This window comes from Absiella sp. AM29-15 (assembly GCF_003434225.1).
Classification (GTDB): Bacteria; Bacillota_I; Bacilli_A; order Erysipelotrichales; family Erysipelotrichaceae; genus Hoskinsella; species Hoskinsella hominis.
In genome coordinates this window covers 202,579-218,650 of record NZ_QVFL01000003.1, presented here as the reverse complement: position 1 = coordinate 218,650, position 16,072 = coordinate 202,579, and the positions used below count along the sequence as shown (strand labels likewise).

General features: G+C 35.2%; 16 protein-coding genes. 1 reads left to right on the top strand and 15 read right to left on the bottom strand.

The features are described 5' to 3' along the window. Positions 1–15: 15 nt before the first annotated feature. From DW761_RS04805 to DW761_RS04785, 5 genes are all read right to left on the bottom strand, one after another. Positions 16–516, bottom strand: a complete 501-nt coding sequence (locus tag DW761_RS04805) for a hypothetical protein (RefSeq protein WP_117516568.1) — start codon at positions 514–516, stop codon at positions 16–18. Positions 517–591: 75 nt separating this feature from the next. Beyond that, on the bottom strand, positions 592–930 hold the full coding sequence (locus DW761_RS04800; protein ID WP_117516567.1) for a hypothetical protein: 339 nt from the start codon (positions 928–930) through the stop codon (positions 592–594). 20 nt (positions 931–950) lie between these two features. Continuing rightward, a complete protein-coding gene (locus tag DW761_RS04795) occupies positions 951–1,499 on the bottom strand; it encodes a helix-turn-helix domain-containing protein (RefSeq protein WP_117516566.1) in 549 nt (182 codons plus the stop codon). A 230-nt stretch (positions 1,500–1,729) separates the two neighbouring features. Next, the gene (gene guaA, locus DW761_RS04790; RefSeq protein ID WP_117453289.1) at positions 1,730–3,037 is read right to left on the bottom strand and encodes a glutamine-hydrolyzing GMP synthase; all 1,308 of its coding nucleotides are present in this window, start codon (positions 3,035–3,037) and stop codon (positions 1,730–1,732) included. A 116-nt stretch (positions 3,038–3,153) separates the two neighbouring features. Next, entirely contained in the window at positions 3,154–4,572 is a 1,419-nt protein-coding gene (locus DW761_RS04785) for an amidophosphoribosyltransferase (protein WP_117516565.1), read from the bottom strand. Positions 4,573–4,806: 234 nt separating this feature from the next. Here DW761_RS04785 and DW761_RS21745 point away from each other — a divergent pair, with 234 nt between their 5' ends. Next, a complete protein-coding gene (locus tag DW761_RS21745; RefSeq protein ID WP_117516564.1) occupies positions 4,807–4,992 on the top strand; it encodes a rubredoxin in 186 nt (61 codons plus the stop codon). Between the two features lie 77 nt (positions 4,993–5,069). On the opposite strand, the gene DW761_RS04775 is transcribed toward DW761_RS21745, so the two are convergent. The 10 genes from DW761_RS04775 to DW761_RS04735 form a co-directional block, all read right to left on the bottom strand. After that, positions 5,070–5,516: a hypothetical protein gene (locus DW761_RS04775; protein ID WP_117453292.1), complete on the bottom strand. Its 447-nt coding sequence runs from the start codon at positions 5,514–5,516 to the stop codon at positions 5,070–5,072. Between the two features lie 69 nt (positions 5,517–5,585). Beyond that, complete coding sequence (locus DW761_RS04770) at positions 5,586–5,900, bottom strand: hypothetical protein (protein WP_117516563.1); 315 nt, start codon at positions 5,898–5,900, stop codon at positions 5,586–5,588. A 3-nt stretch (positions 5,901–5,903) separates the two neighbouring features. Next, positions 5,904–6,917 (bottom strand): hypothetical protein, encoded by a 1,014-nt coding sequence (locus DW761_RS04765; protein ID WP_117516562.1) that lies wholly within the window; start codon positions 6,915–6,917, stop codon positions 5,904–5,906. Between the two features lie 47 nt (positions 6,918–6,964). Continuing rightward, complete coding sequence (locus tag DW761_RS04760; protein WP_117516561.1) at positions 6,965–9,715, bottom strand: TOTE conflict system archaeo-eukaryotic primase domain-containing protein; 2,751 nt, start codon at positions 9,713–9,715, stop codon at positions 6,965–6,967. 63 nt (positions 9,716–9,778) lie between these two features. Then, positions 9,779–10,393, bottom strand: coding sequence for a sugar O-acetyltransferase (locus tag DW761_RS04755; protein WP_117516560.1), 615 nt, complete (start codon positions 10,391–10,393; stop codon positions 9,779–9,781). A gap of 9 nt (positions 10,394–10,402) precedes the next feature. Further along, on the bottom strand, positions 10,403–11,533 hold the full coding sequence (locus tag DW761_RS21355) for a GNAT family N-acetyltransferase (RefSeq protein ID WP_233513024.1): 1,131 nt from the start codon (positions 11,531–11,533) through the stop codon (positions 10,403–10,405). 121 nt (positions 11,534–11,654) lie between these two features. Then, positions 11,655–13,331, bottom strand: a complete 1,677-nt coding sequence (locus DW761_RS04745) for a recombinase family protein (RefSeq protein ID WP_117516559.1) — start codon at positions 13,329–13,331, stop codon at positions 11,655–11,657. A gap of 55 nt (positions 13,332–13,386) precedes the next feature. Continuing rightward, on the bottom strand, positions 13,387–14,394 hold the full coding sequence (gene rhuM / locus DW761_RS04740; protein WP_117516558.1) for a virulence RhuM family protein: 1,008 nt from the start codon (positions 14,392–14,394) through the stop codon (positions 13,387–13,389). A 118-nt stretch (positions 14,395–14,512) separates the two neighbouring features. Beyond that, complete coding sequence (locus tag DW761_RS21145) at positions 14,513–14,677, bottom strand: hypothetical protein (RefSeq protein WP_187426190.1); 165 nt, start codon at positions 14,675–14,677, stop codon at positions 14,513–14,515. Further along, on the bottom strand, positions 14,667–15,935 hold the full coding sequence (locus DW761_RS04735) for a plasmid recombination protein (protein WP_117516557.1): 1,269 nt from the start codon (positions 15,933–15,935) through the stop codon (positions 14,667–14,669). The genes DW761_RS21145 and DW761_RS04735 overlap by 11 nt, the downstream gene beginning before the upstream one ends. Positions 15,936–16,072: the final 137 nt, after the last annotated feature.

Sequence of the window (16,072 nt, the reverse complement as noted above, 5' to 3'; positions counted from 1 at the left end):
TTGTTTCAAAGAAATCTAATCCCCGCTTGAAAACCATGTGAGCACCGCTTGTTTCTTTTCAAATTTAATAAATAATCCTTTTTGATATTGATATCTGTCATCTTCTATAAAATATCGTATTTTATTGATATCTTCTTCATCCTCATATTTTTCACTCCACCATCCTTTACATTCAATCACTAAAAGGTTATATCGTTTGCTTCCTCTTTTATGTATAATGAAATCAGGAAAACACCCATTAGGTCTATTAGGCAAACGCTTAATATCTGCCAAATTCCGATTATACTCTGCATCTAAAGTATATTCATGAAAGCATTTAAACTTTGATAAACGCTTGTCAAGATATATTCCAAATCTAAAAGCGATGCTTCGTTCTGATGTGTGAGCATTACTATCATTAATTAATTTACTATCATTTCGATATAAATCTTTACATGCTTTTTTTATACATGATTTTAGTGTATCCTCAAACATGCTTTTTTGATCCATTTCTATTTTTTCAATTTCCTTTTTCATCCTCTCTAAACTTCATTGATTACCAAGTATATCTGCAACTGATAATTTAACAAAATCCCTCATTATATCTTTATCTTACTCTTTACTAGCATCAGTTTTACCGCACTTTCTTGAAACCAATGTACCAATATAAAGCCCAGTTAAACTTAATAACCCATATATCAAAGCATAAATCATCGCACTACTATTATAATATAAAAAGACTGTGGGAATATATAGTAATACTACACATAGAGAAAATAATGGATGAAATGTATTTCCCATTCCATAAATCATGGAACATATAAAACTTATGATGGGTAAAACCACTAACAAGACTAACATGCCAATTCCTGTATCTTTTATCTTAAGTGGAACTAAATAAAAACTTATTGCGATAATCAAAAGGAAACTCCATAATTTTTTTATCTTCATTTCTAATATCCTCCTTCAGCTTATAATAATATCGTAAAAAACAGAGGAACCAATAAAACAACAATCACACCAATGACAAATATAGCAATAACATATCCCATATTTCTTTTACTATCAACCTTGTTTATTATATATGTGTATACAAAAAGCCAAATAAGTGCGATTGATACCATGATGAAGAATTCTGGTTTTTTTGTTGCTTCTTCAATACCATATAGTATCACATTAAGGAAATTACAAATGAATAATATGATTGCTATCAATAAATAGCATATCCTTACTGCCATGTTCATTGCTTGTTTTTGTTTTTGTAACTCAATCAAATTATCATCCACTTTATTTACATAGTTTTTTTCTTCTACTTTTTCACCACTCAATAAGTCGTTAACAGTGATTTTTAGTATATTGCATAAATCAATCATCCTTGATGGATCAGGCAGTCCTTTTCCACTCTCCCACTTGCTTACCGCTTTATACGTAATACCTAGCATTTCGGCTAATTGTGCTTGCGTTAAGCCTTGCTCTTTTCTACACTTTGCAATAAACTTTCCAATTTTTTCTTGATCCATAATATCCCTCCTTTCAATCATTATAATTTATATGCTAAAAAATCACACCTACTATGAGTAGAATTACATATTTCTGACATGATTTCATAATCTAATGAAGTTGCATATATAAAATTTTTCTGTTGCTTCATAGATTATTTTTTATTTAAAAGGTGATTTGTACAACAATAGAATAAAAAGAAAAAATCGTCATATCAAACGACGATTTTAGATATAAAGCTAAATTGTTACTATTCCCACTCAATTGTAGCAGTAGGTTTTGGTGACAAGTCATAACAAACACGATTGACATTTGCTACTTCCTTCAAGATACGATCTGTAATCTTCATCAACACTGGCCATTCAATCTGTTCGATTGTCGCAGTCATTGCGTCAACTGTATTTACAGCACGAATGATCACAGGATACTCAAAGCATCTTGCATTATCTCTAACACCTACAGATTTGAAATCAGGTACAACTGTGAAATACTGCCAAACTTTTTTATCCAATCCGGCATTATGGAATTCTTCTCTTAAAATTGCATCCGCTTCACGAACTGCTTCTAAACGTTCTTTTGTAATTGCACCTAAACAACGAACACCTAATCCAGGTCCTGGGAAAGGCTGACGGAATACCATTTCATCAGGTAATCCTAATTCTAATCCACATGCACGCACTTCATCTTTAAATAACATACGCAATGGTTCAACTAAAGAGAAACCTAAATCTTCTGGAAGTCCACCAACATTGTGGTGAGATTTTACCATCTTAGCAGTTTTCGTACCACTTTCTACGATATCAGGATAAATTGTACCCTGTCCTAAGAAGTCAATACCTTCCAATTTGCGTGCTTCTTCTTCAAACACACGAATAAATTCAGCACCGATGATTTTACGTTTCTTTTCTGGATCAGCAACACCTTCCAGTTTACCTAAGAATCGCTCACTTGCATCTACATAAATCAAGTTTGCGTCTAACTGGTTTTTGAAAACTTCTACAACACTTTCAGATTCACCTTTTCTCATCAATCCATGATTCACGTGAACACATACCAGTTGTTTTCCAATGGCTTTGATCAATAAAGCCGCAACAACAGAGCTGTCAACACCACCAGATAATGCCAGCAACACTTTCTTATCTCCCACTTGTTTACGAACCAATTCAATCTGGTCTGCCACAAAGTTTTTCATATTCCAGTTTGCTTCAGCCTTACATGTATCAAATACAAAGTTCTTTAAAACATTCAAACGTTCTTCTTTATCATCAGACCACGCATCCATTGCATTTTCGCATTTTGCTAGTTCATGACCAACTGACATCACAGGATAACCTGCTTCATATACATGCTCACATACATCAATACGCACGCCATCTACAATATGATTAGGTCCGCCATTAATGATAATACCTTTTACATTTGGAAGGTTTGTTAATTCTTCTTTTGTGATATCATGTGGATAAATTTCACTGTATACACCTAATTCACGAATTTCTCTGGCAAGTCTAGTGTTTTCTTCACTACCTAAGTCTAAAATTACAATCATGTCCTGTTTCATTAGTTTTTCTCCTATCTTTTTATCTTCGCCTATAGTTTATCACATTTGATAAATCTTTACATATATTTATGCGGAAAAAGACAGATTAAATTTTACATAATCTGCCTTTCTATAATCTAATCTTCGTCGTCTTCTCTACCATCAAAGCAATATGTACAAAGTTTACATTTTTCTAATCCAATGGCTTCTACCATATCATCAATACGGTGATAGCGTAAAGATGTGAAATTTGATCTTTGACGGATTTCTTCACACATATTATTATAACGTTCACTATCTGGATCAGCATATTCTGCAAGTACTGCATCAGATACATCATCACCCTCCAGTTTACGGATAACACGGCGTGTAATCAAATCCATTTCAGAACTTGAACGTGAGAAATTCAAATATTTACAACCAAAAATAATTGGTGGACAAGCAGGGCGAACATGTACTTCTTTTGCGCCACTATCATATAAGAACTCGGTTGTTTCTCCAAGCTGTGTTCCACGTACGATGGAATCATCGATCAGCAATAATCGCTTATCTTTTATCAATTCCTGAACAGGAATCAATTTCATTTTCGCAATCATAGAACGCTGTGCTTGACTGGTTGGCATAAAAGAACGTGGCCATGTTGGTGTATATTTAATAAATGGACGGGCAAATGGGATACCTGATTGATTTGCATATCCTACTGCATGTGCAATACCTGAATCAGGAACACCTGCAACACTGTCCACATCAACACTATCTCGTTTTGCTAATAATTCTCCACAGCGATTACGCATACATTCTACATTTACACCTTCATAAGTAGATGTTGGATATCCATAATAAACCCATAAGAATGAACAGATTTTCATCTTATCCATTGGTTTTTGTTTAACTTCAATACTTGATGGTGTGATAAATACAATTTCACCAGGTCCTAAATCACGATAATGGTGATATCCTAAATTTAAGAATGCGCTACTTTCAAAAGTTGCACAGAACCCTGTAGGTTTTTCACCTAATACAATTGGTGTTCTTCCTAAACGATCTCTTGCGGCATAAATTCCGTCTGGCGTCATAACCAGAATGCTCATACTGCCTTTTACCAGATTTTGAACATAACGCAATCCATCCACAATTGTTTCTTCATGATTAATAAGTGATGCTACTAATTCGGTAGGATTTATCTGACCTGTACTCATTTCCAGAAAGTGTGTTACACCTCTTTCAAAGCATAAATCCTGTAACTCAGCAATGTTGTTGATTCGTCCAACAGTTGTGATGGCAAATGATCCTAAATGAGATTTTACCAGCAGTGGCTGTGCTTCGTTATCAGAAATACATCCGATACCTAAATTTCCTTGAAATTCATCAATGTCTTTTTCAAATTTTGTACGGAACGGTGAATTTTCAATGTTATGGATGGCACGGGCAAAGCCTTTTTCTCCGTGGATTGCCATTCCACCTCTCCTTGTTCCCAGATGTGAGTGGTAGTCTACACCAAAGAACACGTCTAATACACAATCTTCTTTTGAAGCTACTCCAAAAAAACCGCTCATAATTACCTCCAATTAAACTCTCTTTTTGTTTTGTACAAACGTACATTACAATTTTACTCTATTTTTTGTCTGATGAATATAGAAATGTAAAATTTTGTGAAAAAATCTTTTGAATCGTCAGATTGCATACCCTTTCACACCGAATTTCTGATTTTTCTTTAAGCATCATACATGACAGCATGCTATTTTTCATATATAATTCCATCGTAATAAAAGAAAGAGAGGACATTGACTATGGAATATATGTGTAGTGTATGTGGATATATCTATGACGGTGAAGATTTTTTAAAGGAACCTGCTGATTATCAATGCCCATTATGTGATGCTGGCAAAGATGAATTTCGCCCACGTAAAATTGAAAATGAAGTAAATGCCGCAACCAATGAATATCATGAAAAAGTAAAAAATACACAAGAATAATCTTTCGCCATACCCCCATTCATTTTAATGAAAAACGAAAATGATCGTGCAAGCAAATTAGCCTATACGATCATTTTTTATAATTCTTCAAAATATACAATTTCTTCTTCGGTATCACAAAATCCACTTGCAATCTCATACAACATATCTTCAAATCCACTATTACCAATAGCATATTGTTCCATCATAGAATCCATCACCATTTTTCTAGCATTCCAAGAAATATTTTTCTCTTTGCCCATTTTTGATAATTCCCATAATAGGAAAATAGCATCATCTTCTTCTCTATAATCGCCACCACCATATTCATTGAATGCCATAACTGTTGGCAATATTCTTTCATCCCATAAATTTATAAATTCAGCATCTTGTGCTTCTTCTTTACGCTTTTGATCATTCTTTTCATACCAATCGTTAATGAGCTCCTCGCCTTCTGGATTTAATTTTAAAAGCTCATATATTATTTGAATACAGTCAGTTTTTAATGCATTTTCCAGTAATTTATTTAGTGTTTTTTTCTCCATCTAAAACTTCCTCTACTTTCTCTTTCTTTTTACATTCCATACAGACAATATGTGTCGCATATCGTATTTCTACGACTTCATTACCACTTTTTGAAAAGCGTAACATTTTCTTTGTTTTCTTATGGCGATAGCATGTCCAGTTTTTTTATAGCCATTTTTCATCGCATATTGATGATATGCCTTTAAAAAAGTATTCAAATGACCTAGATTAGATCCACACACTCTTTCTAAATATGGAATTTCACATTTTTGCCATCGACTAACATCTTTAGGATTTAACCATCCCAAAGATACCATCGTATCAATACAAGTAGCATATCCTCTTTGATATAATTGTTGTCGTATCGAAGCTTCTGTTTTTGATGTAATCTGTTCCTTATTCATAAATTACCCATTGATCTCCTTTTTCAATTCTTTGTATTTTTCCTGTAGTTTTTTTCTTGGTGTTACTTTTTTTGCGACAGCCATATACTCATATACATCCACCCAATCTTCATCAGCTCCAAAAATATCAATATAATCCAGCATTTTATACATTGATACTTCTTCATCTTTTTCTTGATCATATTTCAGATAATCATCTACTTCTTTTTTACCAATGCCGAATGCTGTTAAAAAGATGAAAATCAAGTCATTATATTCCCTCATAACGGAAACTAACTCATAAGGTCTTTGATATTTAGATTTATATTTTTTTAATTTTTCTAATGCATTTTCACGCATAATCTTTGCGATTCTGATGACATCTTTTCTTTGCTCTTCCAAATCTAAGTTCGCTAACAATCTATCATGAAACTCCATATGCAATGTCATAGGATCTAAATCAAAATCACAAGCCAATTGTATCATTAATTCAATTGCTTGATCATTTAAGCCTAAAGGAATCATTCTTTCAATAATACAGTCATATAAATCTACCTGACTTATATAACCAACAGAAGCAAATGGATCATCTGAACTGAATAAATAAACGCCACAGGCTTTTGATAATAATATATATAATTGAATTATCTTTTCTAAGACTTTTGGATATGTAGGATCATCTATGGAAACAGCCAAAAAAGTTTTTAGATATTTCTTTACCTTAAAACGCCATTTAGGGCGCTCTGATTTAGGCACAATACGATTAGGTGCATTATAATACCCCTGATTTGCATTCTCTAAAAATATCTCTGCTTCATCTAACAATGCTGAAAGATCTTCTTTTTCAGCTTCTTTTTTCTGTTTCTTCACTTTTCCATTGCCTGATAAGATGTTCCCCAACATCACATCTGCATCTTCTTTTTTATCTTTTGATAACATTTTATATACTTCCACAAACGCTTCATTTACCAGTTTCACATCTTTATCTTTTAAAGTATCTCGTAATTCTTTTACTTTCATATGATTATTCTTTTCCATTGGTTTTTTATATCATATCTTAAACATAATTTAACTACTATGCCATTTTATATAATATCTTCGAATATTTCTTCTGATAACATTTTATTATTTATCCGGATTAAAGCTGATTCTGATTTGATTCTTCCAAAAATATTCATATCACCATACCAAAGAATCGTTTTATCAATAATCATAAAATTTAATTTTTTCTTTATATTTTTATTTAAAATAGTTGCTCCACTGCCATTTATATATCTAATTAATTCAGCATCAATATCTTTTTCATTTGTTATAAACGCTATGTAGATTCCTTTTTCAGCTGTTTTTTGTATTAAATCAAAATGATGCTTAAATTTATTCAGTAGAATTTTTTCAAAATATAATACGATTTCTTTCTTTGCTTTATAGAAATCAGATTCCAAAGCTTGTAAATAAGTATCAGAATCAAAAATATAATTGATAATCTGATTTTTTTGATTAATTGTATCATCGATATATCCTTCATCATGATATGCTTTTAATCTTTTATGAAACATCGTTTCCATCATAGGGATATGAATATCTACATAATCATGCACATAAACAATATTTTTCCCCATATATTTACGATGTATCCTTCCAGTATACTGCGATATTCTATTTTTATCAGACACAGGCAACGTCAAAAACAATGTATCAAGTGAAGCATAATCAAATCCTTCCCCTAAAAGCTTACTCGTCGATAACAGAACAAAACCTTTTTCAATAGATAAGTTATCTAACTCATGAAATATTTTATCACGTTGTTTTTTACTCATACCACTGGATAATATGTAAACATATGGGGAAACATCTCTAATCTTTTCAAACAGAATTTTTAAATGATCAACTCTTTCAGATAACACGATGCATCTTCTTCCCTTTTGGCATGCCATTATTATATCCTTTGCTATCATAAAATTTCGATGCTCATTTATATAAATTTCATCAATTATTTCTTGATATGTATCCTTTTTATCTATAAGTTTTATATTTGTAAAATGCGGTATCAGTGCTTGTTGAAAACCTCTTTCTGCAATTACTTTCTTTTTATTTACTTGATATCTTTTAGGACCACAATACATATAGATTACTTTTTCTAATCCATCCTGTCGATCTGGAGTAGCAGAAAATCCATAAATATATTTGGCTTTTATATTTTTTAAAACTGTGCGGAAAGATTGAGCAGGGATATGATGGCATTCATCAATAATTACCATCCCATATGGCTCTAATAAAATATCTAGATCATTACAATTAGCCAACGATTGTATTGTTGCGATATCTAAATTACCTTTTAAATTTTTTTTACTTCCTGTATATTCACCTATGAAAGAATCTTTTTTCTTTTGTGATTTAGGATATAATGAAAATTGATCAATCATTTCTATCCATTGCTTTTTTAAATCAAGATTGGGAACAATAATAAGCGTACTACAATGTTTTTCTGCTATAGCATATACCGCCATTACAGTCTTGCCAAACCCAGCAGAAGCATGAAGCATTCCAATATCATGTTGTAATAATTCATTTATTGCTTCTTGTTGATGACTATATAACTCTCCTTTAAATTTAAAATCAATATCATTTCCTTTTATTGTTTTATCATTTATTTCAATAATTGCGTTTGAAAATACATTATTTAATTTTTCTTTTAATCCTCTTGGTATACAAATATATTGATCTGTTTCTTCATATTCACTCAAAATATATGAAGTATTAAATATGGGTTTATGTAATTTCTTTTTCAAAATATATTCAGGATTAACTAAACTTGAGATTCTTTTTATCATATTAAGTGTTAATGCGTTACATGTATTTTTTTTAATTTGCAGCATTGAATTTTCTATAACAACCAAATGGTTACTGTATTTCACATCATCATAAAGCGAAAGAGCTGCTTGATTACCATCATAAAAATAATCTATGACATCTTCATTCGTTAAAATACGATCAATCTCACTTTCTGTTAACTTTTCTATTGTAGAAAGATACTCAACTTGCTTATGAATAACGATTCCTGCTTCATTAATAAAGGCACTGTTTCCCTTACAAAAAGCATTATATTGTAAAGGCAAAGCAATCAAATTTCCTACTCCATCATTAGCTACATAATCTTGATTTGGAAATATTCTGTCAAAAGATTTCATATCAATATCTTTATTCTCACGCATTGCAATTTTCAACAACATTTTCGCCAGATTCCTTGCTTTAACTGCTGATATGGCATCTTGAAAAAAAATCCACAAATGACCTCCTTGCCCAGATTGTGAACGTTCTAATAATGGATCAATTTGATATCTTCTTGCTACACGATAGACGCAAAGCATTTCATTCATCCAATCATTTTCATCAAAATCAATTGCAACAAAATAACACATTCCATTTGGAAGTAATGGATATAAACCTAAGCACACCTCTTTATATATAATTTTATGAAACTTTTTAGGTTTAAAATGTTCATTCAATAACTCTTTTGTATATGGCATGAAATCACGATTTGGACATTTTAAACAGTTTATTTTTTTACCTTTTGCTTTCAGACATAATCTATCATCGAAGTCATGGAAACATAGAGGGGTATAGGAAAAACGCTGATTTTTATTGGAATAATATCGTATTGCTAAGATATCATCACGACCCTTAAAGTATTTCATGTATATAGACACTTTTTGATCATTTGTTAAAGTGATATTTAAATCAATATCTTTTTCATATCTTTGTAATCTGCGTTTTAATTTATTATTTTCATCTTCAAGTTTTTGGATATATTTAACCATTTCTTCCGTTGTTTTCATAGTTACCTCTTTATCTATCAATCAGTCATTCCAGTGCCTACTCATATACAATTAATCATTAGATTATTTCGTATCTTCATCTTCTAAATATTCCTTCATTTCTTTTTGCCAATATGCCTTATCTTCCTCTGTAATTTTCCGTATTATTCTGCATGGATTTCCAGCCGCGATTACACCATCACAAATATCATTGGTTACCACGGAGCCAGAGCCAATTACCACATTATTTCCTATTGTCACACCTGGATTAATGACAACATTTCCACCAATCCATACATCATGACCAATGGTAACACCTTTACCATATTCAAGTCCCATATTTCTAACCATGGCATCAATTGGATGTGCAGCAGTATAGATACTTACTCTTGGTCCTAAAAACACATGATCGCCAATTCGTACTTCTGCTTCATCCAATATCAATAAACCGGTATTCGCAAAAAACTGCTTTCCAATATAAATCTGTGTACCCTTGTCACAAAAAAATGGTGGAATGATATTGGCATCATCTTCTAAATGACCAAAAATCCCCTTTAAAATCTGCATACGTTCTTCTTGATGATTATAAGGCAATGCATGGAATTTCTCTAAAGCTTCCCGACAATTCTCCCAGGCATGATCTTGTATATGATATGGATTATATAGTTTTCCCGACAGCATTCGTTGTTTATCATTCATTATTTTTCCTCACTTTTCTCTAATCTTATTTTCTTTCTTCATTATATAATTTGTCAACAGGATTCCTTTACGTTCCACCTGCTGTTTTTTTACCACCTTATATCCTCTGTTTAGAAAAAACGGCTTTGCGGTGATCGATGCATGAGTAGAAAACATTTCAGCATTACTTTGCTTTTCTAATCGATTACAAAGCTTTGTGGCAATGCCTTCATTTTGATGATCCTTATGTACAAACAAATGATCAAGATATCCATTTTCCTCCATATCCGCAAACCCTAAGATTTCCCCACATCTTACATAAACCAAAGTGGTATTTTGTGATAAATGCTCATTCCATACCTTCTCATTCGCTTTACCATCTGCCCATACATCCAATTGTTCTTTTGTATAATCTTTCGCATTTATATGATGAACTGTTTCATAAAACAAACACAGAATTTGCGATAAATCTTCCTTTTGATAAGGACGTATCCATTCATATTCCTTCATTTCTATCTCCTTATACCATTTCTGTTCTGTATCAATATCAACTTGGTATTCATAATATTCTTCTGAAGCATCTAATTGTTCACGATTTCCTCCACATTCCATAAATATCCTTTTTGCCTTTTTCAGATTGTCATTATATTCTGTTTCATATGCTGGTATCTTTAAAAGGATTGTGAAAAAAGCTGATAACAAACCTGTCTGAAAATATAAAATCAATTGTGCCTCCTTTATATCTCCAGCCTGTAATTGTTCGAGAAATGGTATGAAGGTTAAACAAAAAATAACCAGCAAGAACAAGCAAAATTCATCATGATCATTTACCGGACTATCATGGCGTTCCTTTATTTCCCCATTTAAAGATCTGTAATATCGACCAGGGTATAATATAAAGCTGCATTTAACCCATGGTTGATCTCGTTTCATACTACCCGCATATCCTATAACTGTAACAATGCTTTTTACAACAACATAACAAATTGCAGAAATCCCCATTCCCTTTAATATATCTATGTTAAATTCTCCAGTAGTCATCAACACTGCAATGATATGAAAAAATATAATAAATCCGCTGACTATTAAAAACCTTGTCCGCTTTGCTTGTATGACAGGTAATATATAGAACCTTATCGTTCGCATAAACTTTGCAATCATGATATCACCTCATCGCTATTATAACATGTTTTTATATATGAAATATTTGGAAGCTTGTTTTATTAACTTTCCTAATGCGTAAAAAAAGATGCAAGCCATCCATACCTGCATCTGTTAATTCTTATCTTCTTTGTAGTAATACAATGCTTTCGACATGTGAATTGTTGTCCAAACTCATTTCCATATCTTCCTCAATAATCGGTAGCTTGAATTTGATAGATTTGAGCCACTGACCGTTTGGCTGTCGTTCCTCATAAATATGGATTTCAGAAATCAGCGATTCCATAATCTGTCGCTTCTCCTGCTCGTCCATGACGGCGTACAGCTTTTCAAAATAAATCAGCACTTTGTAGATATTGTCAGCAGTGAGCTTTTCTGCTTCGATTGCCATTTTCTTTGCTCTGGTTTCAATCAACAGATTCTCCGTATCTTCTATCTTATCATACATCTTATAAAGACGATCATCAAGGTCTGCCTTGCGTTTGATATAGTGCTTATCATCCGGGTCAAGGGAATCAATCTCATCAATCAAACGGGACTTAGTGGCATAGCTCTGACGGAGCTGCTTTTCATAATTAGCAATTTCCTGCTCAATAGCAGATGTATCTATCTTCATGTTGATTTTTTGCTGCATCATTGCCGCAAACTTCGGATTGCTGACCAGCTTGATAATAACCTCTGCAACAGCGCTGTCCAGCAGCTCCTCATTGATTTGCTTCTTATAATCGCACTTGTGACCACGGGTCATATTGCGATGTTTACAGCCATAATAAAAGAAATCCTTATATTTTGTGCCGTCTGCCTTGTGCTTGATGCTTTTGTTGCCGTACATCCCGGTTCCACAAATAGGACATTTGAGCAACCCCGTCAGCAGGTGTACCTTGTTGTCTTTGCCGTTGTTGACTTTTTCATATTTTTTCGCCTGGGCAAGCAGTTTTACCTGTGCTTCGTGCCAGAGTTCTTCTGATACAATGGCTTCATGCAGACCATCAACCAACAGATAATTTTCCTGCTCCACAAGTCGGTAATCATTACGAGTTCCATGTACCTTTTCCGTTCTTCTCCTGCCGTAAGCGATTTTACCGCAGTAAACGGGGTTTTTCAAAATTCTGCGAATCAGTGCTGCATCAAACAGAGGATTTTTTCCATTCTGTCTCTGAATCTTATTGATACCGTGATTGGCAAGGTATTTCGCAAGACCATTTGCCCCCATATCGGTATGCACATACTGGTCAAAGATAATGCGGATTGCTTCGGCTTCTTCCTCGTTGATATACAGCATACCTTTCTCCAATTTGTATCCGTAGGGAGCAAATCCGCCGTTCCATTTACCCTCACGTGCTTTCTGGATTCTGCCCTCCATCGTCTGAACACGGATATTCTCACGCTCAATCTCAGCAACCGCAGACAGCACGGAAATCATCAGCTTACCGGCATCCTTGGAGGAATCAATGCCATCCTCCACACAAATCAGATTGACACCGAAATCCTGCATCACCTGTAAGGTGGAAAGCACATCTGCCGCATTTCTGCCGAAACGGGATAACTTAAACACCAGCACATAGGACACGCCATCCTTACCGGACTTAATGTCCTCCATCATGCGGTTAAATTCCAATCTGCCCTCGATGGACTTTCCCGATTTACCGGCATCCTCATATTCACCAACAATCTGGAAGTCATTGAACTCAGCATAGGCTTTCATTCTTGATTTCTGAGCATCTAAGGAGTAGCCGTCTACCTGAACGGCAGTAGATACTCTCGTATAAATATATACTTTTATTTTTTCTTCTTTCATATCGCCATCCTCATTTGTGCCACAGCTTGTGGCATAATTCAGTTTTCATCATCCGTTACTCTTTGCCGTCAGTTTTCTGTTCCAGCATTTTAATGGAATTTAGGTAATCTGTTTCCACATCACTGAGCGTTCTTGCCTTGTATTTTCGATATTCATCTGTGGCTTTATCTACCGCCTGTTTATGAGAAATGCTTCCATTTCCTATTAAAAGCTGTTCTCCGCTCATGGTAAGGATGCGATCCAGATGTTCTGCCCAATCCTGCATGGTCATTACCTGTTCACGCTCTGCCTGACGCTCCGCAAAATCCAGATAACCGGATACGAGCTGTCCCATAGCACGAAGCTCTTTCTCATCCAGATAGTTTTTCGCAATAACTGCTTCTTTGAGTGTGGGCTGATTTCCGGCGAAGGTGGTCAGTCCCATGAACTCTTTTTCCGCATCAGCTCTGCTGTAAATCACTTCTGCCGCAGTCTGTCCGTGAATGGCATAATGAATTTTGTTCTGAACTTTTTTGAAGAACCGGATAGAAATTTCCGCTTTCGGGTCATAGTCAATGCTGGTGGCATAGATTTCAAGCACCTGACGATAAAATACCTTTTCCGAAGCACGAATGTCTCTGATTCTTTCAAGCAGTTCCTTAAAATATCCACCGCCGCCCAGATTTTTCAATCGTTCATCGTCCATGGCAAAACCTTTTTTCATATATTCTTTGAGAATATTGGTTGCCCAGATTCTGAACTGTGTGCCACGCTTGGATTTTACACGATAGCCAACAGAGATGATAACATCAAGATTATAGTAATCTACATCGTATATTTTTCCGTCAGCGGCAGTGTAGGCAAATTTTGCCCAAACTGATTCTTTGACCAGTTCGCCTTCCTTAAAGATATTTCTAACGTGCTTTCCGATAACGCTTCTATCTCTCTGGAACAGTTCTGCCATCTGGTCAATGGATAACCAGACGGTATCTTCATCAAATGTGGTTTCAATTTTCGTCAATCCATCTTCTGTTGTGTAAATAATCATATTGGATTTTTGATTCATATCGTCATAATTGTTCACCGAAACACCTCATTCCTATTTGTGCAACGGGGTGTTGCACTTTTGTTCTATGTAGCTCTATGCGTAGAGAATAGCAGCTCCCACATAGAGTTTGGACACTTATTCCACGTCTATTATATCATTGAATTTTTGTTGAATCAATAGTGTCCTTGGATTCTTCGGAGTCATTTTCTTCCTCCAAACAAGACGGCGGCTCCGGAAGATTATCAATATCCAGAACCGCCGCATATTTCTCTATTAAATTTGCAAGTAAATCGGCAAAGCCATTCCAATTATCTGTCAAAGGCAGTCTCCTTTCTTTTTCGTCCATGCTCCTGCTTAAGGTCCTGTACTTCTTTTCCTCTTGCGAGGATAGCAGAAAGAAAAGCCCTTACCTTTTCCGATGCAACTTCCACTGCATCCAGATAAGGCTGGGCTTTTTCTTTCAGGTCAATATATTTCTTTTTCCAGATGCCAGCATCTTTTTTTGCTGTTTCATATTTCTGCTGGTATTTCAATTTCTCCGCTTTTTCAGCAAAGCTGCTGACAGCATAATTCTTGAGTGTACGGCACTCATCAGGTGTCAGGACAATATTTCCAGTAAAAGATTTCTTACCCATTGACTCCAACTCCTGAACCGTTACCGCTGTCGCAGTTGCCGCCTTGGTCTGTGCTTGCAGGGATTTCAGTTCCTGCTTTTTCTTTTCCGCCGCCAGCGTGGTATCGTCAAGTTGCGCTTCTTTCTGGGTCAGCTCTGCCGTCACAGCTTCCAATCGCTGCTTTTCCTGTGCTACCTTAAACTGGGTCACAGTCAGGTGTTCCTCGGTGTTGTCACGTTCGCCCCGTTCCACATCGGTATATCCGGCAGCCCTCATGTGCTGGTAAAAATCATCCTGCAAAATAGAATAGGATTTTCTAAGGACAGGCTTACCATTGGCTTGCAGGATTGGTTTTCCGTCCTCGTCCATAGCAGGCTTGGACAGCCACTTTTTACTGCGGCTGACCTGCATAATGGTTTCCTTTACCGTTCCTCTGAGAGCTTCATCCTTGCAGCGTTTCGACCACAGAATCTGTTTCTCCACCACCGGAACATAGACCACATGAAGATGATAGTGGAACACATCCTTGCCAAGTGCTTCGGACATAGCCCGGTTGATCTCGTCAGCGTGCATGACTGCCGAGAGGATATACTGCTCGCCGCCTACAATCTCTACAGCGGATTTATAGGCATCAGCATAAAACTGTTTGGCAAATTCATAGCCGCCGTGGTTATCAAAGTAAGCAGTGTTCACATCAAAGACCATCTCATTGAAATGGACAGCATCCGCTTTCAGACCTCTGGTGGAAATGATGTTGTCAGCTTTCATCTGCTCAAACATCTCTGCATAGCTCCCGGTCGGTTCTTTGAAGTGTACGTTGAGAGAGCTTCTTTCCGGGATAATATCTTCGTTACTGTATATTTCTTTTTCACGCTCGTTGTGTGCCTGGGCATCTCCGATGTCTTTATCTGCGACATCCATATTTCTTGCACAGGTACGGTCAACTCCGTCATTTCTTGCCATAGCATTTTTCCTTTCTTTGGGATTTGCAGACAGGGTAGCTTTGGAGAGGCACTTCTGCGGAAGTGTAATAACCCACTATGACACTTTCATCCGTACTGGCTGCAAAGTGCCGTGGGCTCTCCGAGGGCTCTCCCGAG

What these genes read in the sequence shown, in the direction of transcription:
- DW761_RS04805 (WP_117516568.1), bottom strand. Translation starts at nt 516, where the DNA reads ATGAAAAAGGAAATTGAAAAAATAGAAATGGATCAAAAAAGCATGTTT.
- guaA (WP_117453289.1), bottom strand. Translation starts at nt 3,037, where the DNA reads ATGAAACAGGACATGATTGTAATTTTAGACTTAGGTAGTGAAGAAAAC.
- DW761_RS04765 (WP_117516562.1), bottom strand. Translation starts at nt 6,917, where the DNA reads ATGGAAAAGAATAATCATATGAAAGTAAAAGAATTACGAGATACTTTA.
- DW761_RS04735 (WP_117516557.1), bottom strand. Translation starts at nt 15,935, where the DNA reads ATGGCAAGAAATGACGGAGTTGACCGTACCTGTGCAAGAAATATGGAT.
- DW761_RS04775 (WP_117453292.1), bottom strand. Translation starts at nt 5,516, where the DNA reads ATGGAGAAAAAAACACTAAATAAATTACTGGAAAATGCATTAAAAACT.
- DW761_RS04800 (WP_117516567.1), bottom strand. Translation starts at nt 930, where the DNA reads ATGAAGATAAAAAAATTATGGAGTTTCCTTTTGATTATCGCAATAAGT.
- DW761_RS21355 (WP_233513024.1), bottom strand. Translation starts at nt 11,533, where the DNA reads ATGATTGCAAAGTTTATGCGAACGATAAGGTTCTATATATTACCTGTC.
- DW761_RS04770 (WP_117516563.1), bottom strand. Translation starts at nt 5,900, where the DNA reads ATGAATAAGGAACAGATTACATCAAAAACAGAAGCTTCGATACGACAA.
- DW761_RS04760 (WP_117516561.1), bottom strand. Translation starts at nt 9,715, where the DNA reads ATGAAAACAACGGAAGAAATGGTTAAATATATCCAAAAACTTGAAGAT.
- DW761_RS04755 (WP_117516560.1), bottom strand. Translation starts at nt 10,393, where the DNA reads ATGAATGATAAACAACGAATGCTGTCGGGAAAACTATATAATCCATAT.
- DW761_RS04795 (WP_117516566.1), bottom strand. Translation starts at nt 1,499, where the DNA reads ATGGATCAAGAAAAAATTGGAAAGTTTATTGCAAAGTGTAGAAAAGAG.
- DW761_RS21745 (WP_117516564.1), top strand. Translation starts at nt 4,807, where the DNA reads ATGGAATATATGTGTAGTGTATGTGGATATATCTATGACGGTGAAGAT.
- DW761_RS04785 (WP_117516565.1), bottom strand. Translation starts at nt 4,572, where the DNA reads ATGAGCGGTTTTTTTGGAGTAGCTTCAAAAGAAGATTGTGTATTAGAC.
- DW761_RS04745 (WP_117516559.1), bottom strand. Translation starts at nt 13,331, where the DNA reads ATGAAAGAAGAAAAAATAAAAGTATATATTTATACGAGAGTATCTACT.